We start from the raw sequence: 25,851 nt of genomic DNA on the forward strand, positions 1-25,851 counted from the left end.
GCGGACGGCCTACGGCGGCCCTGGCCGGCCCCCGGCGCACCGCCCGCCGCGGAGCCCTACGAGGCGGGCGACGGCTTCACCACGGGGGCGCCGTTGAGGGGATCGCCCTCACAACCGAGTGCGTCGGTGGCCCGTCCCGCCAGGATGTAGAGGAGCTCGATCTGCCGCTTCTCGGCCTCGGTGTCCTCCCGCCTCTCGGAGTTCAGCAGATTCGAGAGTTCGACCTGGAACATCGCCTTCCGGGAGGCTTCCGCAAGCTCTCCCGGCAGTCGGCATGCCACGGAAAGCTTGGCGAGCCAGTGGATCGACTCGACGCGCACACCGTTGACGTCGTAGCGGGTGACCTCCTCCGGCGGCACCCTGCCCCAGTCCAACTCACCGGGTGGGGTCCACGAGAATCGGACGCCCACCCCCTTCGAACCCTGCTGGGGTCGGGGAGCGTAATCACACGTGTTGACGGTCCCGCCCCTCGCCTCGCGCAGATACTCGCCGAGGCGCTGCACCAGCTCCTCCGTCGTCACGTAGAAGGTGGTGCCGAACCGATCGGACCGGAGTGTCCGCTGTACCGCCTTCTCGCCGTCCGAGCCTTCCCGCATGACGCAGAGAGACTCCACGGAGGGCATGGGCTCGGACTCGGACGCACAGGACGTGACCATTACGGCGAGGGCGAGCAGCCCGGCGAACCGCTTGCGCATCTCCACCCTCACTTCGGCGACTGAAGATGCGCTCTGGCCGCATCCCTGCCGCTGGTGAACGAAGTGTTGGCCTCACGCCGCGCCGTTTCGTGGGCACTGCTTTCCATGACCTGCTCGCGCTTTCCCCAGTTGTCCATCATCTGGTTGAGGCCGTCCGCTCCCTTGGCATAGCCCTCGCTGCCCTCCCGCTTTGCCGTGTCCTCCGCGTCGTCCTTGACGCTCTGCTCCCAGTGGAAGCCGATCGTGTCGACGAGCGAACTGGCCGCCGAACCCACCACCGGGAGCTCTCCGATGACTCCGTTGACGCCGTTGACCGAGTAGTTGGCCGTCTGCTCCGCCCACTTCTCCCTGTCGTCCTGCTTGTCGACGTACACATCGGTGCCGATTCCGTTGAGTGCGCCCATGGCGTTGCCGATGCCGCTGGCCCGGTTGTTCCAGTCGGCGCTGGAATCGTGCACGGTGCCCGAGAAGCCCGGGGCGCCGTCCAGCACCGAGGCGGAGTAGGTCCGCTCGGTGTCGTACAGCAGGGAGAAGGCAGGGGCGTCGTCCGCGATCCCCCGCATAACCCGCACGAGGCTTCCCTGCCCCACGGCGATGTGCGACTCCTTCCCCGAACCGTGGATGGAGTCGCTGCCACCGACGCCGCCGTAGTCCGATTCCTGCCCCTGAAGAATCACATGCGTGTCGGATACGTAGTCGGCCATCGCCTGGGCCAGTGGCCGGCGCAGGTCCTCCAAGTGCTCCGGGAACTCGTCGCCGCCCATCTCGCTGTCGAGCAGCCGGATGGTGTCGTGCATCACGCGCGCCTGGCCCTCGGTGTGCGGGCCGGGCGGGCCGAGCTTCTCGCCGGGCGCGTGGCCGGTGGCCGCGGCTTGGAGGGCCGCGCCGAGGCCCTCCGCCTTGGGCGTGCCCTCGAGGTCCCACTCGCGCTCGGTGAGCAGGTACGCGAGGTGGTCGTTCTTGTTCCCCTGGGCGGCCGGGTCGAGGAAGTACTCGGCCGACTCCGGGTCCTCGCTCATGGTCCTGAGCAGTGCGTCCAGCGGATCGGCCACGAGGTTCGGGCGCTCGGGGTCATCGTCGTGCGACCAGTCCACGTGCTCCCGCTCGGCGTCGATGATGCCGTGGCCCACGTCGTTGAGGAACTGCTTCCCGTAGCCTTCGCCGTTCTCCATCAGCGTCGTGAGGACCTGGTACCCGTGGACCGGGTCGTCGCCGCCCAGCGATTCGTCGCCGACGTTGTCGAGCTCCTGCATGAAGGGCCTGTAGGCGTAGCTGTTCGGGTCCCTGGTGCCCGACACGAGCGTCGTGGCGAGGCTCGTGGTGAGGGACTCGTAGAGCTTCTTGTCGGCTGCGGAGACGTCGCCGTCGTGGGCCGCCCTGTTCATCTGGTCGGCGAGTCGCAACATCCCCTCCGCGCCCAGGCCGTACAGGTATCCCTCGCTGAAGCGCTTGTCGTCGGCGTTCTGGCTCAGGAGCTTCCGGTAGTGCTCGAGCTCCTCGGGCGAGGCCTTCCCCGAGCGGACCTTCTCCGTCAGGGCCAGCGCCTCCACCGCCTCGACGTCGCCGACCGGCCTCGGGTTGAACCCGACCGGCCAGCTCGCGTCCGCGCCCGAGGCGTTCAGGAGGGCGCGCTTCACGTCCTCGTCCCACTCGCCGACCGCCTTCACCGCGTTCATGATGGCGCGGGTGTGGGAGTCCTCGACGTTCGGGAGGTCCGGGTCCTGACGGACGGTCTTCGCCGTGGTCGCGTCGACCTTGCCGAAGTCGTAGCTCGCGACGCCGCTGTCCGAGACCTTCATCCCCGCGTCGACGGCGTCGGCGACCGCCGACTTCACCGCCGCCTTGAGTTCGACGAACCCGGCGTGCGCGTCACGGAGGAGCGACTCCATGGCGCGCGCTTCCTTCTGCGCGGAGGCGTACTCCTTGCGTGTCACCACGAAGGGCTGGATCGACGCGGTGGCGCTCTCCCCGCTCCAGCCGCCTCCCGTCGAGACGCTCTGGACCTCCTTCGCGAAGATGTCCTCGAGGATCGTGAACTTCGCCGCCATGTTCTTCCAGCCGTCCGCGGCGCCGGTGAGAGCGGAGAAGTCCGTCTCCATGATCTGCTGATAGCTCGGCACAGGTCCCGCCCTACCGTTCCAGGCCCGAGAGGCCGGACTGCACGGAGCGGACCGTCAGTCCGGCCGTGGCGTCGGTTCCCGTCAGGGTGCTGACCGCGCCCCGCAAGCCGGCCTTGTGCGAACTCAGCCGCCCCAGCAGTTGCTTCACCTGGTCGTCCCACTTCTCGTGGGCCTTCCTGAGGCCCACGGCCGTGTCCCAGCCCGCGAAGGACCTGACAGCCGCGGCCGTGGGCGCGTCGGCGACGTCGGCCGCCTTCCGCGTGCCCGGCTCCAGCGTGGTCTCGATGGTGTTGGCGGCTTTTTTCTTCTTCTCGGGCACGCTTCCCAGGACACCTGCCCCACCGGCACCGGCGGGAGCTCCGGCGCCCCCGCCGGCTCGGTTCAGCTGCATCTGCGTCGACTGTCGCTCAGCCGCTTCGGCCTTGAGCCGTTCCCACTCCTGCCAGGCCATCGCATACCCCCGTCCACCGGTGAAGCACGGAAGCTTACGCGTATACGCAGAAGCACACGGACGTACACGTCGAGATCCAGCCGGTCGAGGAAACCCGTACCACCCAGCCCAAGTAGCAGGCGAACCGATACTGCATATACGTTCACGTTCGCTATCGGCCACCCGGGCCGTCGGCAAGTTCGTCAGGTGCTCCGCCCCGCCTCCGTCCCCGCCTCCACCCCTACCCCGACTGTGAACGGCGTATGGCAGTGGCATTGCGGTCCCGTGGCATGCCTCCGGATCCCCTTGAGGCCCTTTCCGGCGGCTCCTAGTGTCTTCCTTGTCGCCACACCGACACGACCGTGTGCCCGAGTGGTTCAGGGGCTCGTCTGCAAAGCGAGTGACGCGGGTTCGAATCCCGCCGCGGTCTCCGCTTCGGCACATCCCCGTACGGCCTTCCCCGGCCGTACGGGGATGTGCCATGGTCCGCCGCATGAATGATCACGGCAGACGCAGACTGGGCACCCTCGTGGGTGTCGGCCTGGCCGGGGGGCTGCTGCCCGGCATCACCTTCGACGGCGAGGACGCCGACGCCCTGCTCGGGCTGATGGTCGCGGCGGTCGTCGTGGTCGTGCTCACCCAACTCGTGTACGTCGGGCCCTCGGGGCGCGTGCCGGTGCCGGTGCTCGCCGTGTTCGGGGCGGTCGGGTTCGCGCAGGACGCCCTGATCTGGTGGCTGCTGTCCTGGCTGGCGCCGAAGGTCTCGGCCATGCACGTCGAGGGGTGGGGGACGGTCCTGCTGGCCGCCCTCCTCACGCGCGGGACCGTGCTGGCCGCCTCCCAGCTGACCTCCCGCGTGGAGATCGCGGAGGAGTGAGAGGCGGCCGGCCCCCTCGCGGGTCGGCCGGCCCTCGCGGAGCGGACGGCCCCCGCCGGGCGGCGGGGGCCGTCCGCCCGGTCAGGGGGTCGCCGCCACCGCCGCCTGGGGCCGGATCGGCAGGCGGTTGACCGGGCGGCCGGTGGCCGCTCGGACGGCCGCCGCGACGGCCGCCGGCGAGGTGACGACCGGGACGGCACTGGCCGGCTTCGCCCCGAAGGGGGCGACGACGTCCCGTTCCTCGACGAGCTTCACGATGTGGATGTCCGGCGCGTCCAGCGAGGTCGGCAGGGCGTAGCCGGTGAGGTCGGGGTGGCGGACCAGGCCGCGGGCGGTGCGCAGGTTCTCGGTGAGGGCCGCGCCGACGCCCTGGGTGACGCCGGCCTCGATGCGGGTGGCGAGCTGGGCGGGGTTGAGGATCCGGCCGACGTCCTGGGCGACGGCCATCTCCACGACCCGGACGGCGCCGAGTTCGACGTCGACGTCGACGACCGCGCGGATCGCGCAGAAGGCGAGGCCGACGAAGGCGTCGCCCTGCCCGGACCCGTCCAGCGGCTCGGTGGGGTGCGGGCGGCACTGGGCGGTGGCCCACAGCTCCTTGCCGTTCATCTCCTCGGCGACGGTGGTCGACAGGACGCCGTCGTACGAGGTGATCTTGCCGTCGCTGATCTGGAGCAGCTCCGTCGACATGCCGAACTTGTGGGCCAGCGGCTGGAGGAGCTGGGTGCGGACCATCTTGGCGGCGCGTTCGACGGCGCCGCCGGAGACCCAGGTGTGGCGGCCGTGGGTGGCGGCGCCGGCCGGCGGCTGGTCGGTGTCGACGGGGGCGACGTGGACCTCGTCGACGCCGAGGGTCTCCTGGACGATCTGGCGCGCGAGGGTCGAGAAGCCCGAACCGGTGTCCACCGCCGCGCAGATGACGGTCGCGACGCCGTCCAGGACCCGGACGGTGGCGGTGGAGACCTCGTCGGTGCCCTCGGCGCCGAGCATGTGCACCATGCCCAGCGCGTAGCCCACGCCCCGCCGCACCGCGCCGGGTTCGCCCGCGCCCTCCGGTCCGCCGGGCAGCAGCCACTCCTCCTCCGGGGTGTCCTTGGGGAGGGGCGGCAGCCGGAAGTCCCGCACGGCGGCGAGGAGTTCGGCGACGGGGGCCGGGCAGGTGACGGTCTGGCCGGTGGGCAGGAGGTCGCCGGTGGCCAGTACGTTCCGCATGCGCAGCTCGGCGGGGTCGATCCCGAGCCGGCCGGCGAGCTTGTCCATCTGCGCCTCGTAGGCGGCGCACACCTGCATGGCGCCCTCGCCGCGGACGTGGCCGGAGGGCGGGTTGTTGGTGCGGACGGCCCAGCCCTCGACGAAGGCGTGCGGGACGACGTACGGGCCGCAGGCGAAGGCGACGGCGGCGGCCAGGGACTCCGAGGAGGAGTCGGCGTAGGCGCCGGCGTCGAGGAGGATCTGCGCCTCGACCTTCACCAGCCGGCCCTCGGCGTCCGCGTGGTGGCGGTAGCGCAGCAGGGTGGGGTGGCGGTGGGCGTGGCCGAGGAAGGACTCCTCGCGGGTGGCGGTGAGCTTCACCGGGCAGCCGGTGCGCAGCGCGAGCAGGCCCAGCGGGATCTGGAAGCCGGGGTCCTCACGGTCGCCGGTGGCGCCGGGCACGCCGGTGACGACGACCTTGACCCGGTCGGGGGCGAGGCCGAAGCAGGCGGCGGCGAGGTCGCGGTCGGTGTGCGGGTCGGTGGAGGCGGTGTACAGCTCGACGCCGCCGTCGGGGCGGGGCACGGCGAGTCCGGCCTCGGCGCCGATGGGGGCGGGGTCCTGGCGGCCGACGCGGTAGAGGCCCTCGACGACGACCTCGCCGGTGGCCTCGGGGTCGCCGAAGCTGAGCGGGATGTGCCGGATCAGGTTGCCGTCGGGGTGGAGGGGTTCGGCGGCGAAGGCCTTCTCCGGGTCGGTGACGGGCTCCAGGAGCTCGTACTCGACGAGGACGGCGGCGGCGGCGAGCCGGGCGGTGTCGGGGTGGTCGGCGGCGATGGCGGCGATGGCCTCGCCGTGGTGGCGGACCAGGCCGTCGGCGAAGACGGGCCGGTCGGCGACCTGCCGGCCGTAGGTGGCGGCGCCGGGCACGTCGGCGGCGGTCACCACGGCGCGGACGCCGGGCATCGCCTCGGCGGCCGAGGTGTCCACGGAGACGATCCGGGCGTGGGCGTGCGGGGAGCGCAGGATCGCGGCCCACAGCAGGCCTTCCGCCCACAGGTCGGAGGCGTACGGGAAGGTGCCCTCGGCCTTGGCGCGGGCGTCGGCCTGCGGGAGGGAGGCGCCGAGCCCCTGGAGCGGGGTCTCGGGCTCCGGCGCGGCCCCGGCGGCCTCCGCGAAGGGGAGGGTGGGGATGGCGGTCGTCGCGTCGCTGCTCACGCCGAGCCTCCGTCGTGCTGGTGCGGGATGCGGGGGGAGGCGTCGTCCTCGCCCGCGGTGGCGTGCTCGGTGGCGCCGGCGGCGCGCTCGGCGACGACGTCCTCGACGGCCTGGAGCACGCCCTTGTAGCCGGAGCAGCGGCAGAGGTTGCCGGCGAGGGCCTGGCGGGTCTCCAGTTCGGTGGGGGCGTGGTTGCCCTCGAGCAGGTCGTGCACGGTCATGCACATGCCCGGGATGCAGAAGCCGCACTGGACGGTCCCGCACCGGGAGAGCGCGCGCTGCACGTCGGACGGCTCGCCGTCCACGGCGAGGCCCTCGACGGTCCGCACCTCGGACCCGGCGGCGGTCGCGGCGGGCACCAGGCAGGAGGCCACGAGCCGGCCGTCCACCTGCACGTTGCACGCCCCGCACTCGCCCTGCGAGCAGCCGTCCTTGGCCCCGGCGAGCCCGAGCCGCTCGCGGAGCACGTACAGCAGCGACTCCCCGATCCAGGAGTCGGTGACCGGCCGGTCGGCGCCGTTGACCCGCAGCACGTAGGAGGTGTGCGGGTGCTCGTCGCTGTCGACGGAGGTGTACGAGGGGACCGGGGCGTCCGGCACGTCCGGGAGGCCCGGCTCGGCCCCGGCCGTCTCGACGACGGCCCCGGGCCCCGCTTCCGGCTCCGGCTCCGCCCCCGGCTCCTCGACGGACGGGGGCTCCTCGACGACGGACGGCGCCTCCTCCACGGGCTCCGAGGCGGGCTCCGCGACGGGCTCCGAGGCGGGCGCCGGTACGGGCTCCGCCGCGGCATCCGGCACCGCCCACGGCGCCGGCGCGCCGCCCGGCAGGGTCGGCGGGGCCTGCTCGTACGAGACGGGCCCGGGGGCGGCCAGCTCCTCCGCGACGGGCGCGGCCGGCGCGACGGACTCGAACGGATCGGCCGGCACGGGGGGCTCGGCCGGCACGGGGGGCTCGGCCTGCTCGAAGGGCTCGGCCGGGAAGCCGGGCGCCGGCTCGCGGAGGGCCCCCGCCGCCTCGGGGACGACCGGGACCTCCCACTGGCCGGTCCCGCCGAAGTGCCACTCCGCCGTCGCGTGCGGGTCGTGCTCCGCGTACGGACGCGCGGCGGGAACGCCCGCGGCCTCCTCGCCGTACCCGTGCGGCAGCGGCTCGGGGCCCTGCTCCTGGAACGGCCCGGGGAAGGGCTCCGGCTCCGGCGCGAAGAACTCCACGCCCTCGGCGGGCTGCGTCAGCGGCTGGAGCGGCACGATCATCGGCGGCGTGTAGCCGTGGCCGGGGGCCTCCAGCGGCACCCCGTCCAGCATGAACTCCGGCGGCAGGTGGACGAAGGCGGTCGCGCCCTCGTCGTACCCCTCGCTCTGCGGGATCGGCTCCCAGCCGCCCGGCGCGGCGGGTGCCACGGTCTCGTTCGGCTCGTTGTTGCCGGCGTTCACGACAGGGCCCTCCCCAGTGCCCGGCGGGCGAGTGTGGCGACGGTGCGCCGCAGGTGCTGTACGGCGGGCGGCAGCTGCTCCTCGCCCGGCGGGTCGGGGACGCAGGCGGCGGCCACGTACTCGCCGAAGGCCGTCAGGGCCTCCGGGGCGAGCCCCCGGTCGTTGTCCCAGTCGACGAGGGAGGCGATCCAGCGCTCGGCCTCCAGCGGGCGCAGCGGCATCGGGGCGACCGCGCCGACGGCGCAGCGCACCCCGCGCCGGGCCGGGTCGAGGACGACGGCGACGGAGGCGGTGGCGCGGGCCGGGCCGGTGCGTCCGGTGGCCTTGAGGAAGACCTGCGGGGCGTGCAGCAGCGGCACCCGGACGAAGGCCACGAGCTCGCCGGGGGCGAGCAGGTCGCGGCCGGCGAGCAGGTGCGAGACGGGGATCTCGCGGCTGCCGAGCGGGCCGACGACGACGAGGTCGGCCTCCAGCGCGGCGAGCACGGGCAGCGAGTCGCCGGTGGGGGCGGCGGTGACGACGTTGCCGCCGAGGGTGCCGGCGTTGCGGATCTGCGGCGGCCCGGCCGCGCGGGAGGCGGCGGCGAGGGCCGGGATGAGGGCGGCGAAGTCGGGGCGGCCCATGCGGGCGTGGGTGAGGCCGGCGCCGAGGAGGGCGTGGCCGTCCTGGTACTGCCAGCCGCGGATCTCGTTGATGCGGCTGAGGCCGACGAGTCCGGCGGGGCGGAGCTGACCGCGGTTGACGGCGGCCATGAGGTCGGTGCCGCCGGCGACGGGCACGGCCGCCGGCATCGCGGTCAGCGCGTCCACCGCCTCGTCGAGCGAGGCGGGCAGCGTCACGGACTGCGCCGTCTGTGGTGCGTGCGTGGTCAACCCGCTGCCCCTTCCCGGTTGTCCCGGTACGTCCCCGACTGTGCCCGGCCGCCGCGCGCGTGCGAGCGGGCGCACGGCGCGCCTGTGTGTGGGCGTACCGTACGTGCTCACAGGCCGGACGTGGCAACTCTGGCACATCTTCCGGGCCGTCCGGAGCGAGGGGCCGCGCGCGCCCCCTCGCCGCCGGACGCCCCGGCCACCCGGGACGCCCGGGATGGCCGGAACCGTCCCGGGACGCCACGGGACGCCCTGACAGAGAAGGTAACTCCCGTTTCGCCGCTCCCGGGTGACCCCGGAGAGCGAGCTGCCTCACACGATCGGGGGCGGTCCGTCGATCGGGCGCCCGAGGAGGCCGGGGCGGCGCTGCCAGGGCGCGGGGCCGGCCGGCGGCCGGTAGGCGACGCCGAGGGCGTCGAGGCGCCGGTAGTGGGTCTCCATGCGGCGCAGGAAGCCGTCCGTGTCGCGGTCGGCGGGGGCGGGCAACGCGGACCAGGCGACCTCGGCGAAGGCGGCGAGGCGGGGGAAGACCTGGTAGTCGACGCGGGCCCGGTTCTCCATCACCTCGGTCCACACGTTGGCCTGGGTGCCCAGGACGTGCCGGGCCGCCGCCTCGGACAGGCCCGGCGGGACGGGCTCGAAGCGGTAGACGTCCTCCAGGGTCCGCACGAAGCCGATCGGCACCGGCTCGTCCTCGCCGCCGTCCTGCCGGTGGTCGAGGTAGACCTGCTGCTCCGGGCACATGACGACGTCGTGCCCGGCCTCGGCGGCGGCGATCCCGCCGCCGTAGCCGCGCCAGGACGACACGGCCGCGCCCTCCGCCAGGCCGCCCTCCAGGATCTCGTCCCAGCCGATGAGGCGGCGGCCCCGGTCGGCGAGCCAGCGGTCGAAGTGCCGGATGAACCAGGACTGGAGGCCCTCCTCGTCGCCGACGCCCAGCTCCGCGATCCGGGCCTGGGCGGCCGGGGACTCCTTCCACTGGTCCTTGGGGCACTCGTCGCCGCCGACGTGCACGAAGGTCGACGGGAACAGCTCCAGGACCTCCTCGAGGACGCCCTCGTAGAAGCGGAGCACCTCCTCGGTCGGGGCGAGGACGTTCGGGTTGACGCCCCAGGTGTCCCAGACGGTGAGGGCGGCGGTGTCGACGACGTCGGTGTTGCCGAGCCGGGGGTAGGCGGCGATGGCGGCCTGCGAGTGGCCGGGCAGGTCGATCTCGGGGACGACGGTGATGTGCCGCTCGGCGGCGTAGGCGACGATCTCCCGGATGTCGTCCTGGGTGTAGAAGCCGCCGTGCGGGGTGTCGTCCCACAGCGGCGAGGCCCGGTGGCCCCGCTTGGAGCGGGCCCGCCAGGACCCGACCTCGGTGAGCCGCGGGTACCGCTCGATCTCGATCCGCCAGCCCTGGTCGTCGGTGAGGTGGAAGTGGAAGACGTTCAGCTTGTGCGCGGCCATCAGGTCGAGCAGCCGCAGCACGTCCTCCTTGGCGGTGAAGTGCCGGGAGACGTCGAGGAGGAGGCCGCGCCAGCCGAAGCGGGGGCGGTCGGCCACCTCGGTGTACGGCAGCCCCCAGGTCCGCCCGGGCAGCGGCGCCCGGCGGTACGCGTCGGGGCCGAGGAGCTGCCGGAGGGTCTGGGCGCCCCAGAAGAGCCCGGCGGGCCCGCCGCCGTCGAGGAGGACGCCGTCGCCGCTCACGGAGAGGCGGTAGCCCTCGGGGCCGTGCTCCCGCTCCGTCTCCGGGGAGATCCGCAGCCGGACCGCGCCCGGGCCGGTGCCGTCGGGGAGGGGCAGGCCGGTGGCGGCCCCGAGGACGGAGCGCAGCCAGCGGGCGGTGGGGCCGGTGCCGGGTCCGGCGTCGAGGGCGGTGCCCGCGCCGAGCGGGAGCAGGCCCTCCGGGTGGCCGGCCGTCAGGGGCGCCGGGATCAGGTCCGTCTCTGTCATCGTGTCAGTCCTTCACCGCCCCGCCCAGTCCGGAGACCAGGCGGCGCTGTACGAGTACGAAGAAGACGAGGACCGGGATCGTCATCACGGTCGAGCCGGCCATGATGCCTCCCCAGTCGTTCTCGTCGGGCTTGAAGAAGACGAGCAGTGCCATCGGGAGGGTGGACTGCGAGGTGTCGCTGATGAGGAACGACTTGGCGAAGAGGAAGTCGTTCCAGGTGGAGATGAACGAGAAGACGCTGGTGGCCACCAGGCCCGGCAGGACCAGCGGGAAGAGGATCGTCCACAGGAAGCGGGCGTGGCTCGCCCCGTCGATCCGGGCCTGTTCCTCCAGCGCCTCCGGCACGGCCCGGACGAAGCCGCGCAGCATCCAGATCGCGAAGGGCAGCGAGAAGGCGAGGTGCGGCAGGACGAGCGAGCCGAGGGTGTTGAGGAGTCCGGCGTCGCGCATGAGGAAGAAGAGCGGGATGGTCAGCGCCTCGACCGGCACCATCTGGGCAACCAGGAACATCACCAGGAGCGTGGTGCGGAACCGGAAGCGGAAGCGAGTGACGGCGGTCGCGGCGAGGAAGGCGATGACGGCGGAGGCGAGCACGACGGCGGTCGCCACCAGCAGGCTGTTGAGGAAGTAGCGGCCGAAGTCCTGCTGCTCGAAGACGCGCCGGAAGGAGTCGAGGGACGGGGAGAGGGTCCACGGCCTCGGCTCGGTCGACTGGATCTCGCCGGCCGGTTTGAAGGCGGAGAGCACCATCCAGTACAGCGGGAAGGCGACGGCGACGGCGGTGAGGAGCGCGGCCGCCTCGGCGAGCAGCCGTCCGGGGCGGCGGACGCGCGGGGCGTGGCGGGCGGTCACAGGTCCTCCCCCTGGCGGCGCAGCAGCCGCAGGTACACCAGGGTCACGGCGAGCAGGATCAGCAGCATGACGACGCCGATGGCCGCGCCCAGGCTGTACCGGGAGGAGGAGAAGGCCTGCTGGTAGGCGTAGACGTTGAGGACCAGGTTCTGCCCGGCGATGCCGCCGCCGCCCGTCATCACGTAGATCTGGGTGAAGACCTTGAAGTCCCAGATGACGGACTGGATGGTGACGACGGCGAGGATCGGGCGGAGCAGCGGCGCGGTGACGGTCCGCCAGATCCGCCACTGCGAGGCGCCGTCGAGGGCGGCGGCCTCCAGGACCTCGGTGGGGACGGCCCGGATCCCGGCGTAGACGGTGACCATCACGAAGGGGAACGAGCACCAGACGACTTCGAGGAGGACGAGCGCGAAGGCGCTGTACCGCCCGTAGGTCCAGGAGAAGTCGCCGAGGCCGAGGAGCCTGTTGACGGGGCCGAAGTCGGCGTCGAAGAGGAAGACCCAGACGGTGGAGCCGGTGACGGCGGGGGTGGCCCAGGCGCCGAGCGCGGCGAGCATCAGGGCGAGGCGGGGCAGCGCCCGTACCCGGGTGAGGAGCACGGCGAGCGCGCAGCCGACGACGAGGGTGCCGGCCACGCAGGCGGCGGCGAAGACGACGGTGGCGAGGAGGACCTGGCGGAACTGCGGGTCGGCGAAGAGGGCCGTGTAGTTGCCGAGGCCCTGGAAGGAGGTGGGTGCGCCGCCGCTGACCTGGGCCTGGGTGTACTCCAGGAAGGAGATCAGGCCGAGCTGGTAGACGGGGTAGACGAGCAGGGCGCCGAGCACGGCGAGGGCGGGCAGGAGGTAGAGCCAGGGGGTCCAGGCGGAGGTGCCGGTACGACTCCGGGGGCGGCGGGCGGGCCGTTTCGCGGGGGGCGCGGGGGCCGGCGGCGCGGGGGCGGTGAGCGTCACGCGGTTCATCCCGCCTCGGCGAAGGACGCGTCCATCTTCTTCGCCGCGTCGCCGGCGGCGGTCTTCACGTCCTTCCGGCCGCTGGCGATCTCCTGGAGCATCGTGGGGACGACGAGCGAGGAGTCGATGCGGCCCCAGGCGGGGGTGGCGGGCACGAACTTCGTGCCGGCGGCGAGGGTGTCGATGAAGGGCTTCACGAAGGGCTTGCGGCGGGCCGCGTCGGCGCGGACGTCGGTGAAGGTGGGCAGGAAGCCCATCGCGTCGAAGAGCCCGGCCTGGGTCTTCTTGCCGGCGAGTTCCTTCATGAGGTCGACGGCGAGGGTGCGGTGCGAGGTGGACTTGAGGACGCCGATGTTGTTGCCGCCGGCGAAGGCGGGGGCGATGGATCCGGGGGTGGTGCCGGGCAGCGGGACGACGGCGTACTTGCCCCTGACCTGTCCGGCCTCGACGGCGGCGTGGCTGAAGTCGCCGCCTATGGCCATGCCGGCCTTGCCGGCGGCGAAGGCGGTGATGGTGGCGTTGCCGCCCATCTGGGCGCAGGTGGCGGCGGGGCAGTTGTCGTCGCCGAGGAGCGAGGTGTAGGTGGTGAGGCCCCTGACGGCGGCGTCGGAGTCGAGCGCGGCCCGGTAGGAGCCGGAGGCGTCCCGGGTGGCGAGGTCGCCGCCGGCGGCCCAGACGAAGGGCAGGGCGCCGTAGGTGAAGGCTCCGCCGGCGGCGAGGCCGTACAGCTCCGGCTTCTCCTTGCGGATCCTCTTCGCGGTCGCGACGAGTTCGTCCTGGGTCCTGGGGGTGGCGAGGCCGAGTTCCCGGAAGACGTCGGTGCGGTAGTAGAGGGCGCGGACGCCGACGAAGAGCGGGGCGCCGTAGACCTTGCCGTCGACGGTGACGGACTCCCGGGCGGTGGCGTCGGTGTCGGCGGCCTGGTCCCAGGCGGTGAATTCGGCGGTGACGTCGGCGAGTCCGCCGTCCGCGACGTATCCGGCGGTGTCGGTGTTGCCGTACTCGATGACGTCGGGGGCGGACTTCGGGTCGTTGAAGGCCGCCTTGACGCGCTGGGCGCGGGTCTCGACGGGGATGTACTCGACCTCGACGTCGGCGCCGGGGTGCTTCTCCTCGAAGGCGGCGACGACGCCGTCGACGACCTTCTCCTTGGGCTGGTTGGCGACCTCCTGGAAGAGCCAGACCCGCAGGGTGCCGGTCTTCTCGTCCCCGTCGGCGGCGGGGGCGGAGGTCTGGGGCGCGCAGGCGGCCAGGACGAGGGCGGCGAGCGGCAGGGCGATGGGGGCGGCGATCCGGGCAGGAAGTTTCATGACGTTCCCCTCCGAGCATGCGTTGCACCATGCGCAACGGGCGTTTCGTGCCTCACAACAACAGCGGTGAGGTTAGGCGCGCCCGGCGATCACGACAAGAGGTCTCGACCACTTCGGGCCCGTCGGCGGGGCCCCGCGAGCCCGCCGCGGGCCCCGGGGAAAACGGAACGGCCCCCGTCGTACGCACCGCTGGTGCGTACGACGGGGGCCGTTCCCGACGGGGCCGGTGGCGGGGGTTACTTCCCCTTGCCGCCGTCCTTGCCGCCCTTGTCCTTGTCTCCGCCCGAGCCCATGGACTCGTAGATCTCCTTGCACATCGGACAGACCGGGTACTTCTTGGGGTCGCGCCCCGGCACCCAGACCTTCCCGCACAGGGCGACGACGGGAGTGCCGTCGAGGGCACTCGCCATGATCTTGTCCTTCTGGACGTAATGGGCGTAGCGCTCGTGGTCGCCGTCACCGTGGGACACCTGCGGCGTCGGCTCGACGAGGGTTCCCGTACCTGCCCCGCGCTCGGGCTCGAGAGTGCTCATGGGACCCAAGGGTACTGAACCCCGCGGGCCTCAGTTGAGCGAAGGGTCGTCGGGGTAGGTGGCGACCATCGCGAGGTCGCCGCGCTGGCGCCGCAGCACCTGGCGCCAGAGGGTCTCGGGGGTCGGGGAGGAGACGTCGCCGGGCTCGGACTCGACGACGTACCAGGCGCCGTCGGTCAGTTCGGCCTCCAGCTGGCCGGGGCCCCAGCCCGCGTAGCCGGCGAAGATGCGGAGGGCGCCGAGCGCGGGGCCGAGGAGTTCGGGCGGGGTCTCCAGGTCGACGAGGCCGATCGCACCGAAGACCCGGCGCCAGCCGAGCGGTCCCTCGTCGCCGGGGATGACGGCGAGGCCGAGGGCCGCGTCGAGGGAGACGGGGCCGCCCTGGAAGACGACGCCCGGCTCGCCGGCCAGCCCGGCCCAGGGGGCGAGCACGTCACCGACGGTGACGGGGGTGGGGCGGTTGAGGACGACGCCGAGCGAGCCCTCGTCGTCGTGATCGAGCAGCAGCACCACCGCGCGGTCGAAGTTCGGGTCCGCGAGGGCGGGGGTGGCCACGAGCAGCCGTCCTGTGAGCGAGGACACCTCGGTCATGCGACACATGATCCCGCATCTTCGGCGCGCGCGGGGGTTCTCGGGCGCGACGCGGGGAGAGGCCGGGGGAATCCGGGGGAAAGCGAGCGAGCCTCGCAGGTCGGGAGGGGCGGGACGGGAGGTGACGGACCGCCCGCCGGAGACAACCGGACGGTGACCCTCCGCAAGATCACGGAAACGGAGGGTGTTGTGCCGAATTCATTACATCTGACAGGCACCCCGAGGGGCCCGATCGGGGTGCAATGGCCCCTTACCCTTTTCTCTGGCCACCCGACCGACGACTCCGGAACGCGAGATTCATGACCGGCACAGACAGCCATGACGTACTGCTCGTCCACGGCGGCACCCCGCTGGAGGGTGAGATCCGCGTCCGCGGCGCGAAGAACCTCGTGCCCAAGGCGATGGTCGCCGCCCTGCTCGGCAGCGGTCCGAGCCGACTGCGCAACGTGCCGGACATCCGCGACGTCCGCGTCGTCCGCGGGCTGCTCCAGCTGCACGGCGTGACGGTCCGCCCCGGCGAGGAGCCCGGCGAGCTGGTGCTGGACCCGACGCACGTCGAGTCCGCCAACGTCGCCGACATCGACGCCCACGCCGGCTCGTCGCGGATCCCGATCCTCTTCTGCGGCCCGCTGCTGCACCGCCTGGGCCACGCCTTCATCCCCGGCCTCGGCGGCTGCGACATCGGCGGCCGGCCCATCGACTTCCACTTCGACGTGCTCCGCCAGTTCGGCGCGACCATCGAGAAGCGGGCCGACGGCCAGTACCTGGAGGCCCCGCAGCGCCTTCGCGGCTGCAAGATCCGCCTCCCGTACCCCTCGGTCGGCTCGACCGAGCAGGTGCTGCTCACCGCGGTGCTCGCCGAGGGCGTCACCGAGCTGTCGAACGCGGCGGTGGAGCCCGAGATCGAGGACCTCATCTGCGTCCTGCAGAAGATGGGCGCCATCATCTCGATGGACACCGACCGGACCATCCGGATCACCGGTGTCGACAAGCTCGACGGCTACACCCACCGGGCCCTCCCGGACCGCCTGGAGGCGGCCTCCTGGGCGTCCGCGGCGCTCGCCACCGAGGGCAACATCTACGTGCGCGGCGCCCAGCAGCGCTCGATGATGACCTTCCTCAACACCTACCGGAAGGTCGGCGGCGCCTTCGAGATCGACGACGAGGGCATCCGCTTCTGGCACCCGGGCGGCTCGCTGAACGCGATCCACCTGGAGACCGACGTCCACCCCGGCTTCCAGACCGACTGGCAGCAGCCGCTGGTCGTCGCCCTGACGCAGGCCTCCGGCCTCTCCATCGTCCACGAGACGGTGTACGAGTCCCGGCTCGGCTTCACCTCGGCGCTGAACCAGATGGGCGCCCACATCCAGCTGTACCGCGAGTGCCTGGGCGGCTCCGACTGCCGCTTCGGCCAGCGGAACTTCCTCCACTCTGCGGTCGTCAGCGGCCCGACCCGCCTCCAGGGCGCCGACCTGGTCATCCCGGACCTGCGCGGCGGCTTCTCGTACCTGATCGCGGCCCTCGCCGCCCAGGGCACCAGCCGGGTCCACGGCATCGAGCTGATCAACCGCGGCTACGAGAACTTCATGGACAAGCTCGTGGAGCTGGGCGCCAAGGTCGAGCTGCCGGGCAGCGCACTCGTCTGAGCCCGCCAGGGGCCCTCAGAGGGGCATACGGAAGGGCGGCCACCCCGGAAGGGGTGGCCGCCCTTTTCGTGCGCCTACAGGCTGCTTACTTGCCCTTGGCGGCTTCCTTGAGCTTCGAGCCCGCGGAGACCTTCACGCTGTAGCCGGCCGGGATGTTGATCGGGTCGCCGGTCTGCGGGTTGCGAGCGGTGCGAGCGGCACGGTGGGTGCGCTCGAAGGTCAGGAAGCCGGGGATGGTGACCTTCTCGTCGCCCTTGGCGACGACCTCGCCGACGGTCTCGGCGAGGGCGGCCAGCACGGCGTCGGCGTCCTTGCGGGTCACCTCGGCGCGGTCGGCCAGCGCGGCCACCAGCTCACTGCGGTTCATGTTGTTACTCCCGTGTTCTTCTTGCCTGTGAGGCGTGAGATCGAAGCCGATGCTGCCAGGGGCCTCGGACAGTCCCCGGAACCGGGGTCTGCCTCTCGTGGATCCCTCGCGCCCTGGGGGTTCCCCCCTGGACGAAGTCCTCGGGGGAGCATCCTGCCCCCACCAGCGGCGGGAACGCCAATCCGGCACCCCCTGGGGTCACACGAAAAGCGCCGGAACCCCCTGGTGGTGACGTAGCGTCGACTCCCCGCAAACGGTGCGGAGCCGAAAAGCCACCCTAAAGGCGGGTTTACGGCTCCGCGAATCGCGACACGCTCGGTTACCGCCCCCCGGGGGACCCCCGGAGGCGTCCGGGGCGCGCGGGCGCGCCCCGGAGCGGCCGTCAGGCGCCCGCGCCCGCCGCCTTCGCGGCGGTCCGCACGGCGCCGGCGACGGCGCCCGCGACCTTGTCGTTGAAGACGGACGGGATGATGTAGTTCGGGTTCAGCTCGTCCTCCGTGACGACGTCCGCGAGGGCGCTGGCGGCCGCGAGCATCATCTCGGTGTTCACCGTGCGGGACTGCGCGTCGAGCAGGCCGCGGAAGACGCCGGGGAAGACCAGGACGTTGTTGATCTGGTTCGGGAAGTCCGAGCGGCCGGTGGCGACCACGGCGGCGGTCTGCCGGGCGGCGGCCGGGTCGACCTCCGGGTCGGGGTTCGCGAGCGCGAACACGATGGAGTCCTCGGCCATCGCGGCCACGTCCTGGGCGTCCAGCAGGTTCGGGGCCGACACGCCGATGAAGACGTCGGCGCCGACGACCGCCTGCTTGAGGGTGCCGGTGACGCCCTCCGGGTTGGTGTTGTCGGCGATCCAGCGCAGCGGCGAGTCGGCCGGGGCCTCCACCAGGTCCTCGCGGCCGGCGTGCACGACGCCGTGGATGTCGGCGACGACCGCGTGCTTCACGCCGGCGGCGAGCAGCAGCTTGAGGATCGCCGTACCGGCCGCGCCGGCGCCGGACATGACGACCCTGACGTCCCCGATGCCCTTGCCGACGACCCGCAGGGCGTTGGTGAGGGCGGCGAGCACGACGATGGCGGTACCGTGCTGGTCGTCGTGGAAGACCGGGATGTCCAGGGCCTCGCGCAGCCGCGCCTCGATCTCGAAGCAGCGGGGGGCGGAGATGTCCTCCAGGTTGATGCCCGCGAAGCCCGGGGCGATCGCCTTCACGATCTCGACGATGGCGTCGGTGTCCTGGGTGTCCAGGCAGATCGGCCAGGCGTCGATGCCGGCGAAGCGCTTGAAGAGGGCGGCCTTGCCCTCCATGACGGGCAGGGCGGCCTTGGGGCCGATGTTGCCGAGGCCGAGGACGGCGGAGCCGTCGGTGACGACCGCGACCGAGTTGCGCTTGATGGTGAGGCGGCGGGCGTCCTCGGGGTTCTCGGCGATCGCCATGCACACGCGGGCCACGCCCGGGGTGTAGATCATCGAGAGGTCGTCACGGTTCCTGATGGGGTGCTTGGACGCCATCTCGATCTTGCCACCGAGGTGCATCAGGAACGTGCGGTCCGAGACCTTGCCGAGGACGACGCCCTCGATGTCGCGCAGCCGCTCGACGATCTCGTCGGCGTGCGCGGTGGAGGTCGCGGCGATGGTGACGTCGATCCGGAGCTTCTCGTGGCCCGAGGCGGTGACGTCGAGGCCGGTGACGGAACCTCCGTGGGACTCGACCGCTGCGGTGAGCTGCGAGACCGCGGTGCCGCTCGCGGGCACCTCCAGCCGGACCGTCATCGAGTACGAGACGCTGGGCGCCGTTGCCATGGCCGGGTTCCTCTGCTTTCCCTAGCTTCGTTGCTACGCCGCCCCGGCTGGTTGCCCTGGCGGCGCCCTCCGATCGTCGCACCTACCCGCCGGTAGCAGGTAATGCGGTCATTTTGTTTTCGGAAAGTAGTTTCCACCATACGAGAGTTTCGCGGGCAACAGAAGAGGCCCCGGTCATCGGAAGACGACCGGGGCCCCAACTTCGTATGTACGTCTAAGTGACACCGACCCGCCATGCTCGCCTCGCGGCAAGTGGTCCCTCTGAGGGACGAAGGTTGGGCCCGGGGGCTTGGATCGAGCCGGTGTCACGACCAGGCTAACAAACCCTCCCCGAAGGTGATTCCCCCGGCGCGTGTTGACCTGAAATCGCCACCGCGCGCCAGGGCCGTCCGGGCCGCCTCAGTCCCGCAGGAGGTCCGGCACCCCCGCCTCGTCCGGCAGGTCCCGCTCCCCCGCGAGCACCGTCAGCGCCTGCGTCGAACGGGTGAGGGCCACGTACAGCACCCGCAGCCCGGCCGGGGACTCGTCGGCGATCTCGGCCGGGGAGACGACGAGGGTGGCGTCGTACTCCAGCCCCTTCGCCTCCAGGGAGCCGAGCGCCACCACCCGGTCGCCCAGGCCGTCGAGCCAGCCGGCGGCCTGGGCGCGCCGGTCCATGGCGACGACCACGCCGACCGTGCCCTCGACCCGGGCGAGCAGCCGCTCGGCCTCGGCCCGCACGGTCCCGGCCAGGTCGCCACCCCCGGCCACGGCGACGAACCGGGGCTCGACGCCGGTCGAGCGGACCGCCCTCGGGGACTCCTTGCCCGGCATGGCGAGGGCGAGGACCTTGGCGGCCAGCTCGGCGATCTCGGCCGGGTTGCGGTAGTTCACGGTCAGCTCGAAGCGGCGGCGCGGCCGCGAGCCCAGCGCCTCGTCGCGGGCGGCGGCGGCCTCGTCCGGGTCGGACCAGGAGGACTGCGCCGGGTCGCCGACGATCGTCCAGGTGGCGTGCCGGCCGCGCCGGCCGACCATCCGCCACTGCATGGGCGTCAGGTCCTGCGCCTCGTCGACGATGACGTGGGCGTACTCGGTGCGCTCGGCGGCGAGCCGCTCGGCCCGCTCCCGCTGGGTCTCCTCGCGCACCGGCATCAGCTCCTCCAGGCCGGTCAGCTGGTCCAGCGGGTCGTACTCCCGCTTCCGCTTCGGCCGGGCCGGGGCGCCGAGCAGGGTGTGCAGCTCGTCGAGGAGGGCGACGTCGTGGACGGAGAGGCCCGGCCGGCGCAGCGAGCGGGCGACCCGGCGGACCTCGCCGGGGTTGAGGATCCGGCGGGCCCAGCGGCCGAGCCGCTTCTCGTCGCCCATGGCGTCGAGGACGGCGCGCGGGGCCAGTTCGGGCCACCAGGCGTCGAGGAAGGCGAGGAAGGAGTCCTCGGTGGACACGTCCTCGTCGAAGGAGGAGCGCAGCTCGGCGGCGAGCTCCGGGTCGCTGTGCCGGCCGGCGGCGCCCGAGCGGGCGTAGAGGGCGTCGAGGAGGAGGCGGCGGGCGCGGGGCCGCAGCAGGTTGACGGGGGCGGTGCCGGACAGCACGTTCTGCCGGATCCGCCGCAGCTCGTTCTCCTCCAGCTCCAGGCGGCGGCCGAAGGCGACGACCCGGAGCAGCTTCGGCGTGTCGGGCTGGTCGAGGGCGCCCCTCGCGGCCTTGCGGAGCACGGCGAGCATCCGGGAGGAGCCCTTGATCCGGGAGACGGCGGGCTCGTCGTACGCGTCGGCCTCGGCCCCGTCGACCAGGTTCCCCAGCGCCCGGATGGCGACCTGCCCCTCCTCGCCGAGGGACGGCAGCACGCCCTCGGTGTACGAGACGAGCAGCGGGGTCGGCGAGACGATCAGGATGCCGCCGGCGTACCGCCTGCGGTCCTGGTAGAGCAGGTAGGCGGCCCGGTGCAGCGCCACGGCGGTCTTGCCCGTGCCCGGCCCGCCCTCGACGTACGTGACGGAGGCGGCGGGGGCGCGGATGACGAGGTCCTGCTCGGCCTGGATGGACGAGACGATGTCGCGCATCGAGTGGCTCCGGGCCTGGCCGAGGGCGGCCATCAGCGCGCCGTCGCCGATGACGGGCAGCTCGGCGCCGTCCAGGGCGGCCTTCAGCTCGGGGCGCATCAGGTCGTCCTCGACGCCGAGGACCCGCCGCCCCTTGGAGCGGATGACCCGGCGGCGCACCACCCGGCCGGGCTCGACGGGCGTGGACCGGTAGAAGGGCGCGGCGGCCGGCGCGCGCCAGTCGATGACCAGCGGGGAGTAGTCGGCGTCCAGGACGCCGATGCGGCCGATGTGCAGGGTCTCGCCGATGTCGGCGGTGTTGTCGGCGCGGACGGCGTCGTCGGCGGGCTCCACGGACGTGTAGGCGCCGTCGGGCCCCTTGACCCCGTCCTTGCCCTCCAGCAGGTCGATCCGCCCGAACAGGAAGTCCTCGAACTCGTTGTTGAGCCGGTTGAGGTGGACGCCGGCGCGGAAGACCTGGGCGTCGCGCTCGGCGAGGGCGCCGGGCGTGCCGACGTGCCCCTTCTGCGCGGCGTCGTTCATCAGGAACTCCGCCTCGTGGATCTTCTCCTCCAGGCGGCGGTAGACCTGGTCCAGATGTTCCTGCTCGACGCCGATCTCACGGTCTCTGACCGTGTCGACGGCTTCCTGCGCGGCCACTAAGGCCCCCTTCTGACGTGCACTGGGCAGCCGTCAAAGGTACGCCACCGGTGGCTGCCGTGTCAGGCGAGGGGCGGTGCCTGGTCGTGCAGGATCCGCTGGAAGAGGTGGTGGTCGCGCCACTCCCCCGCGATGTGGAGGTAGCGCGGGGCCGTGCCGATCCGTTCGAAGCCGCATTTGGCGAGCACGCGCTGCGAGGCGTGGTTGTCGAGCAGGGTGCACGCCTCGATCCGGTGCAGCCCGAGCGTGTCGCGGGAGGCGCGGACCACCTCCTCGGTGAGGGCGGTGGCGAGGCCCCGACCGCCGTACTCCGGGTCCACCCAGTAGCCGAGGCTCGCGCTGCGGAACGGCCCGAGGACGATCCCGGAGAGGATCGCGGCCCCCACGATCCGCTCCCCGTCGACGGCGAACCAGCGCCGGCCGCCGTCGGCCAGCCGCTCGGCCTGCGCCTCGGCCGTGTAGTACCGCTCGGCCCGGTCCGGCTCCCAGGGGCGCATGTACGCCCGGTTGCGCGCCAGCGCCCGCGCGAGCGCCTCCGCGTCCGCGTCGCGGGCCTCCCGGATCCCCACCCTGTCGTCCATGGTGCGTACGGTACCCGCCGGGTCACGGGGCTCCGGCGTCGTCGGCGAGGGGATCCAGGGAGAGGCGGTAGCCGCGCTTGACGACCGTCTGGACGAGCTTGGGCGCGCCGAGCGACGCGCGGAGGCGCGCCATCGCCGTCTCCACCGCGTGCTCGTCCCGCCCGGAACCCGGCAGGGCCCGCAGCAGGTCCGCCCGCGACACCACCCATCCGGGCTTCCGCGCCAGCAGGCCGAGGAGGGCCATGCCGGCCGGCGGCACGGGCCGCAGCTCGCCGTCGACGAGCACCGCGTGCCCCCGGATCTCGACGCGGTGCCCGGCGACGGGCAGCACCAGGGACCGGGCGGGCAGTTCGGTGCACAGCAGCTGCACGAGCGGCCCGAGCCGGAAGCGTTCGGGCTGGTGCGTCGGGACGCCCTCGGCCTGGAGCGGCAGCGCCGTCACGGGGCCCACGCACACCGCGAGCACCTCGTGCCTCAGCGCCTCGACGACCCGGTCCCGCACCCCCCGCTCGCCCGCGCGGGCGAACAGCGAGGCCGCCGCCGGCGCGCTGGTGAAGGCGAGCGCGTCGACGGAGCCGGACAGCACCGCGTCGATGAGCCGGTCGAGCGGCACCGGGTCCTCGGGCGGCATCCAGCGGTAGACGGGCACGCCCAGCACGGTCGCCCCGGCCTCGGTGAGCGCCTCGACGAAGCCGGGGAGCGGTTCGCCGTGGAGCTGGAGGGCGATCCGCCGGCCGTCGACGCCCTCGGCGAGGAGCCGGTCGAGGACCTCGGCCATGGACTCGGACGACGGCGACCAGGACTCGGTGAGCCCGGCGGCCCGGACCGCGCCCTTGACCTTGGGCCCGCGGGCGAGGAGTTCGACCCCGCGGAGCGCGTCGAGGAGCTCGGGGCCGCACCCCCAGCCCTCGGCCGCCTCGACCCAGCCGCGGAAGCCGATCGCGGTGGTGGCGACGACGACGTCCGGCGTGCTGCCGATGATCTCCTTGGTGGCGGCGAGGAGTTCGGTGTCGTCGGCGAGGGGGACGATCCGCAGGGCGGGGCCGTGCACGACGGCCGCGCCGCGCCGGCGCAGCAGGGCGATGAGTTCGTCCGCGCGCCGGGCCGCGGTGACGCCGACGGTGAAGCCGGCCAGGGGTCCGTGTTCGTGCTGGTCCATGGTCATCGAGGGTGACGCGGACGCGTGACGGTCGGGGTTCACGCGTATTTCCTGGCCGTTACGGTACGCGCCGGGCACCTCCGCTCACACCTTCGCGTATCCGGGCCGGGTCACCGGCTCCTCGGCGGACTCGGCGGTGTCGGGGACGAGGGGCGGGCGGCGAAGGTATACCGCCCAGGTGACGGCCATGCAGGCGGCGTAGAAGGCGAGGAAGGCGACGAAGGCCCAGGTGCCGGTGCCGGTGGTCTGGAAGGACTGCCGGAAGGCGAGGTTGATGCCGAGGCCGCCGAGGCCGCCGACGGCCCCGATGACGCCCATGGAGGCGCCGGAGAGCCGCCGTCCGTACGCCTCGGCGGGCTCGCCGCTCAGCCCCTTGCGGTGGCCCTGGGCGAGGAAGATCGCCGGGATCATCTTGAAGGTGGAGCCGTTGCCGAGGCCGCTGAGGACGAAGAGGGCGGTGAAGCCGACGAGGAAGACGGCGAGGGACTCGGTCACCGAGGCGTACACCACGATCCCGGTGGCGGCGGCCATGGCGAGGAAGGTGGCGAGGGTGATGCGGGCGCCGCCGTGCCGGTCGGCGAGGGAGCCGCCGAGGGGCCGGATGAGGGAGCCGAGCAGCGGGCCGACGAAGGTGAGCGAGGCGGCCTGGAGCGGGGTGCGGCCGAACTGGGTCTGGAGGACCAGGCCGAAGGCGAAGCTGTAGCCGATGAAGGAGCCGAAGGTGCCGGTGTACAGGAAGGCCATGATCCAGGTGTGGCGGGCCCGGACGGCCTCGCGGAAGGCGCCGGTGTCGTTCCTGACGGGCGTGAGGTTGTCCATGAAGAGCGCCGAGCAGACGGCGGCGGCGACGATCAGCGGCAGGTAGACGCCGAGGACGATCCGCGGGTGCAGCGCGCCGGCGGTGCCGATGACGAGGAGGCCGACGAGCTGGACGACGGGGACGCCGATGTTGCCGCCGCCGGCGTTGAGGCCGAGCGCCCAGCCCTTCTTCCGGAGCGGGAAGAAGGCGTTGATGTTGGTCATGGAGGAGGCGAAGTTGCCGCCGCCGACGCCGGTGAGGACGGCCACGAGGACGAAGGTGCCGTAGGAGGTGCCGGGTTCCATCACCGCGTAGGCGAAGCCGGTGGGCAGGAGGAGCAGCAGGGCGCTGAAGACCGTCCAGTTGCGGCCGCCGAAGCGGGCGACGACGAAGGTGTACGGGATGCGGATCAGCGCGCCGACGAAGGTCGCGGTGGCGATGAGGAAGAACTTCCCCGCCGGGTCGATCCCGTACTCGGGCCCCATGAAGAGGACCATCACGGACCACAGGCTCCAGACGGAGAAGCCGATGTGCTCGGAGAACACGGAGAAGGCGAGGTTCCGCCGGGCGATCCGCTCGCCCTTCTCCCGCCAGAAGGCCTCGTCCTCCGGCTCCCAGACGTCGATCCAGCGCCCGCCCATCTCGCACCTCCACGGAGTCGGACCCGGTCCCGGATCCTGGTGCCCCCGACGGTAGGAACCCGGCGTTTCAGGGCCGTGCCGCGAGGTGACGCCGGAGGAACCTTGCTCTCACCCGGCGGGGGCCGGCCCTGTGAGCGGCACCCCCGGCTCGTCGTCGGGCAGCCAGGAGCCGGGCGGGCGGCGCAGCCAGCCCTCGCGCCCGCCGAGTTCGGCGGCGGCCGCGCGGAGGGCGTCGAGACCGGGGTGGCGCAGTCCCCTGCGCCACACCAGGCTGACGGGCGAGAGGGGGACGGGGTCGACGAGGGGCCGCAGGACGCAGCCGGGCATGGGCGGGAAGCCGACGACGGCGAGGACCGGCCGCCGGTGCCTGGCCATGACCCGCTGGAACTCCTCCTTGCCGACGGCGAGCGGCGCGGGCGGCGCGAGGTCGATGCCGCGGCCGGCGAAGAGCCGGGCGGCGAGGTCGGTCCACTCGGGGGTGCGGTCGTTGCCCGCGCCGGCGTAGAGGCGTTCGCCGGCGAGCCGGCCGAGCGGCACCTCGGGGAGGGCGGCGAGCGGGTGGTCCTCGGGCAGGATCACCGCCATCGGCTCGTACCGCACGAAGCACGCGTCGAGCCGGGCCCGCAGCGCGGGCGGGAGCCCGCCGTACCGTCCGAAGGAGACGTCGAGCCGCCCGGCCAGGATCTCCCCGGCGGCTCCGGTGAGCCCGGACTCGAAGCGGGCCATCAGCTCCTGCTCCGGGGCGAGTTCGCGGGCGCGGCGCAGGACGCGGTCGTGGGTGAGGCCGGGCGTGTTCAGGTCGACGAGGAGGGGGCGCGGCTCGGCGCGGAAGGCGTCGCGGAGCGCGTCGTGGGCGTCGAGGACCCGGCGGGCGTGCGGCAGGAGCCGCTCGCCGTCCGGGGTGAGGGCGACCTGCCGGGTGGTCCGCACGAAGAGCTGGGCGCCGATCTCGCGCTCCAGCCGCCGGACGTCCCGGCTGAGCGCCTGCTGGGCGACGAAGAGCCGTCCGGCGGCGCGGGTGAAGTGCAGCTCCTCGGCGACGGCGGTGAAGGCGCGCAGCAGCCGGGGCTCGATGTCGTACGGAGGGGGCACCCGCCGCATTCAACAACACGGGTGCGTGAATGGCGACCGCACAGGTGTTGGACGCCCCCACCGCCCCGCCCCGAGCCTGGT

Annotated in this window: 21 protein-coding genes and 1 tRNA gene; 3 read left to right on the plus strand and 19 right to left on the minus strand. The window is 73.0% G+C overall.

All coding sequences use genetic code 11. The features are described from left to right. Nucleotides 1–56: 56 nt before the first annotated feature. From ACFW6A_RS22880 to ACFW6A_RS22890, 3 genes are read right to left on the minus strand one after another with little or no spacing between them, the layout of a single operon-like run. Nucleotides 57–707 (minus strand): hypothetical protein, encoded by a 651-nt coding sequence (locus tag ACFW6A_RS22880; RefSeq protein WP_386642379.1) that lies wholly within the window; start codon nt 705–707, stop codon nt 57–59. Further along, complete coding sequence (locus ACFW6A_RS22885) at nt 704–2,815, minus strand: hypothetical protein (RefSeq protein ID WP_386642382.1); 2,112 nt, start codon at nt 2,813–2,815, stop codon at nt 704–706. Before ACFW6A_RS22885 ends, ACFW6A_RS22880 begins: the two co-directional genes overlap by 4 nt. 10 nt (nt 2,816–2,825) lie before the next feature. Further along, nucleotides 2,826–3,134: a hypothetical protein gene (locus ACFW6A_RS22890; RefSeq protein ID WP_386642385.1), complete on the minus strand. Its 309-nt coding sequence runs from the start codon at nt 3,132–3,134 to the stop codon at nt 2,826–2,828. 469 nt (nt 3,135–3,603) lie between these two features. On the opposite strand from ACFW6A_RS22890, the gene ACFW6A_RS22895 reads away from it, so the two are divergent. Both ACFW6A_RS22895 and ACFW6A_RS22900 read left to right on the plus strand, forming a co-directional pair. Further along, nucleotides 3,604–3,675 (plus strand) — tRNA-Cys (locus ACFW6A_RS22895). Nucleotides 3,676–3,738: 63 nt separating this feature from the next. Beyond that, on the plus strand, nt 3,739–4,122 hold the full coding sequence (locus ACFW6A_RS22900; protein WP_351842067.1) for a hypothetical protein: 384 nt from the start codon (nt 3,739–3,741) through the stop codon (nt 4,120–4,122). Nucleotides 4,123–4,203: 81 nt separating this feature from the next. Here ACFW6A_RS22900 and ACFW6A_RS22905 read toward each other — a convergent pair whose 3' ends face one another. The 9 genes from ACFW6A_RS22905 to ACFW6A_RS22945 form a co-directional block, all read right to left on the minus strand. Next, nucleotides 4,204–6,531 carry a xanthine dehydrogenase family protein molybdopterin-binding subunit gene (locus ACFW6A_RS22905; protein ID WP_351856940.1) on the minus strand — a complete coding sequence of 776 codons (2,328 nt, stop codon included), beginning with the start codon at nt 6,529–6,531 and terminating at the stop codon, nt 4,204–4,206. Beyond that, nucleotides 6,528–7,964, minus strand: a complete 1,437-nt coding sequence (locus tag ACFW6A_RS22910; protein WP_386642388.1) for a 2Fe-2S iron-sulfur cluster-binding protein — start codon at nt 7,962–7,964, stop codon at nt 6,528–6,530. The genes ACFW6A_RS22905 and ACFW6A_RS22910 overlap by 4 nt, the downstream gene beginning before the upstream one ends. After that, nucleotides 7,961–8,836 (minus strand): FAD binding domain-containing protein, encoded by an 876-nt coding sequence (locus ACFW6A_RS22915; RefSeq protein ID WP_351856936.1) that lies wholly within the window; start codon nt 8,834–8,836, stop codon nt 7,961–7,963. The genes ACFW6A_RS22910 and ACFW6A_RS22915 overlap by 4 nt, the downstream gene beginning before the upstream one ends. A gap of 309 nt (nt 8,837–9,145) precedes the next feature. After that, entirely contained in the window at nt 9,146–10,771 is a 1,626-nt protein-coding gene (locus tag ACFW6A_RS22920; protein WP_351856934.1) for a beta-N-acetylhexosaminidase, read from the minus strand. 4 nt (nt 10,772–10,775) lie between these two features. Beyond that, nucleotides 10,776–11,624: a carbohydrate ABC transporter permease gene (locus ACFW6A_RS22925; protein ID WP_386642391.1), complete on the minus strand. Its 849-nt coding sequence runs from the start codon at nt 11,622–11,624 to the stop codon at nt 10,776–10,778. After that, complete coding sequence (locus ACFW6A_RS22930; protein WP_351856930.1) at nt 11,621–12,583, minus strand: sugar ABC transporter permease; 963 nt, start codon at nt 12,581–12,583, stop codon at nt 11,621–11,623. The genes ACFW6A_RS22925 and ACFW6A_RS22930 overlap by 4 nt, the downstream gene beginning before the upstream one ends. Further along, nucleotides 12,580–13,884 carry an extracellular solute-binding protein gene (locus ACFW6A_RS22935; RefSeq protein ID WP_386642394.1) on the minus strand — a complete coding sequence of 435 codons (1,305 nt, stop codon included), beginning with the start codon at nt 13,882–13,884 and terminating at the stop codon, nt 12,580–12,582. Before ACFW6A_RS22935 ends, ACFW6A_RS22930 begins: the two co-directional genes overlap by 4 nt. 236 nt (nt 13,885–14,120) lie before the next feature. Then, complete coding sequence (locus tag ACFW6A_RS22940; RefSeq protein WP_043227505.1) at nt 14,121–14,417, minus strand: DUF3039 domain-containing protein; 297 nt, start codon at nt 14,415–14,417, stop codon at nt 14,121–14,123. 30 nt (nt 14,418–14,447) lie between these two features. Further along, entirely contained in the window at nt 14,448–15,008 is a 561-nt protein-coding gene (locus ACFW6A_RS22945) for a YqgE/AlgH family protein (protein WP_351857312.1), read from the minus strand. A 299-nt stretch (nt 15,009–15,307) separates the two neighbouring features. Between ACFW6A_RS22945 and murA the strand changes: the two genes are divergently transcribed. Next, nucleotides 15,308–16,654 carry a UDP-N-acetylglucosamine 1-carboxyvinyltransferase gene (murA, locus tag ACFW6A_RS22950; RefSeq protein WP_386483659.1) on the plus strand — a complete coding sequence of 449 codons (1,347 nt, stop codon included), beginning with the start codon at nt 15,308–15,310 and terminating at the stop codon, nt 16,652–16,654. A gap of 85 nt (nt 16,655–16,739) precedes the next feature. On the opposite strand, the gene ACFW6A_RS22955 is transcribed toward murA, so the two are convergent. The 7 genes from ACFW6A_RS22955 to ACFW6A_RS22985 all read right to left on the minus strand — a co-directional run bounded on the left by ACFW6A_RS22955 (nt 16,740) and on the right by ACFW6A_RS22985 (nt 25,770). Then, nucleotides 16,740–17,021: an HU family DNA-binding protein gene (locus tag ACFW6A_RS22955; protein ID WP_017237029.1), complete on the minus strand. Its 282-nt coding sequence runs from the start codon at nt 17,019–17,021 to the stop codon at nt 16,740–16,742. Nucleotides 17,022–17,403: 382 nt separating this feature from the next. Further along, entirely contained in the window at nt 17,404–18,819 is a 1,416-nt protein-coding gene (locus ACFW6A_RS22960) for an NAD-dependent malic enzyme (protein WP_351855189.1), read from the minus strand. 399 nt (nt 18,820–19,218) lie between these two features. Continuing rightward, nucleotides 19,219–21,498 carry a UvrD-helicase domain-containing protein gene (locus tag ACFW6A_RS22965; RefSeq protein WP_351855192.1) on the minus strand — a complete coding sequence of 760 codons (2,280 nt, stop codon included), beginning with the start codon at nt 21,496–21,498 and terminating at the stop codon, nt 19,219–19,221. 62 nt (nt 21,499–21,560) lie between these two features. Beyond that, complete coding sequence (locus ACFW6A_RS22970) at nt 21,561–22,079, minus strand: GNAT family protein (RefSeq protein ID WP_351855195.1); 519 nt, start codon at nt 22,077–22,079, stop codon at nt 21,561–21,563. A 22-nt stretch (nt 22,080–22,101) separates the two neighbouring features. Continuing rightward, nucleotides 22,102–23,238 (minus strand): uroporphyrinogen-III synthase, encoded by a 1,137-nt coding sequence (locus ACFW6A_RS22975; protein ID WP_351855198.1) that lies wholly within the window; start codon nt 23,236–23,238, stop codon nt 22,102–22,104. Nucleotides 23,239–23,322: 84 nt separating this feature from the next. Then, nucleotides 23,323–24,678 carry a nitrate/nitrite transporter gene (locus ACFW6A_RS22980; protein ID WP_386478253.1) on the minus strand — a complete coding sequence of 452 codons (1,356 nt, stop codon included), beginning with the start codon at nt 24,676–24,678 and terminating at the stop codon, nt 23,323–23,325. Between the two features lie 108 nt (nt 24,679–24,786). Beyond that, nucleotides 24,787–25,770, minus strand: coding sequence for a LysR family transcriptional regulator (locus ACFW6A_RS22985; protein WP_386642398.1), 984 nt, complete (start codon nt 25,768–25,770; stop codon nt 24,787–24,789). Between the last annotated feature and the right edge of the window lie 81 nt (nt 25,771–25,851).

This window comes from Streptomyces sp. NPDC058758 (assembly GCF_042746075.1).
Classification (GTDB): Bacteria; Actinomycetota; Actinomycetes; order Streptomycetales; family Streptomycetaceae; genus Streptomyces.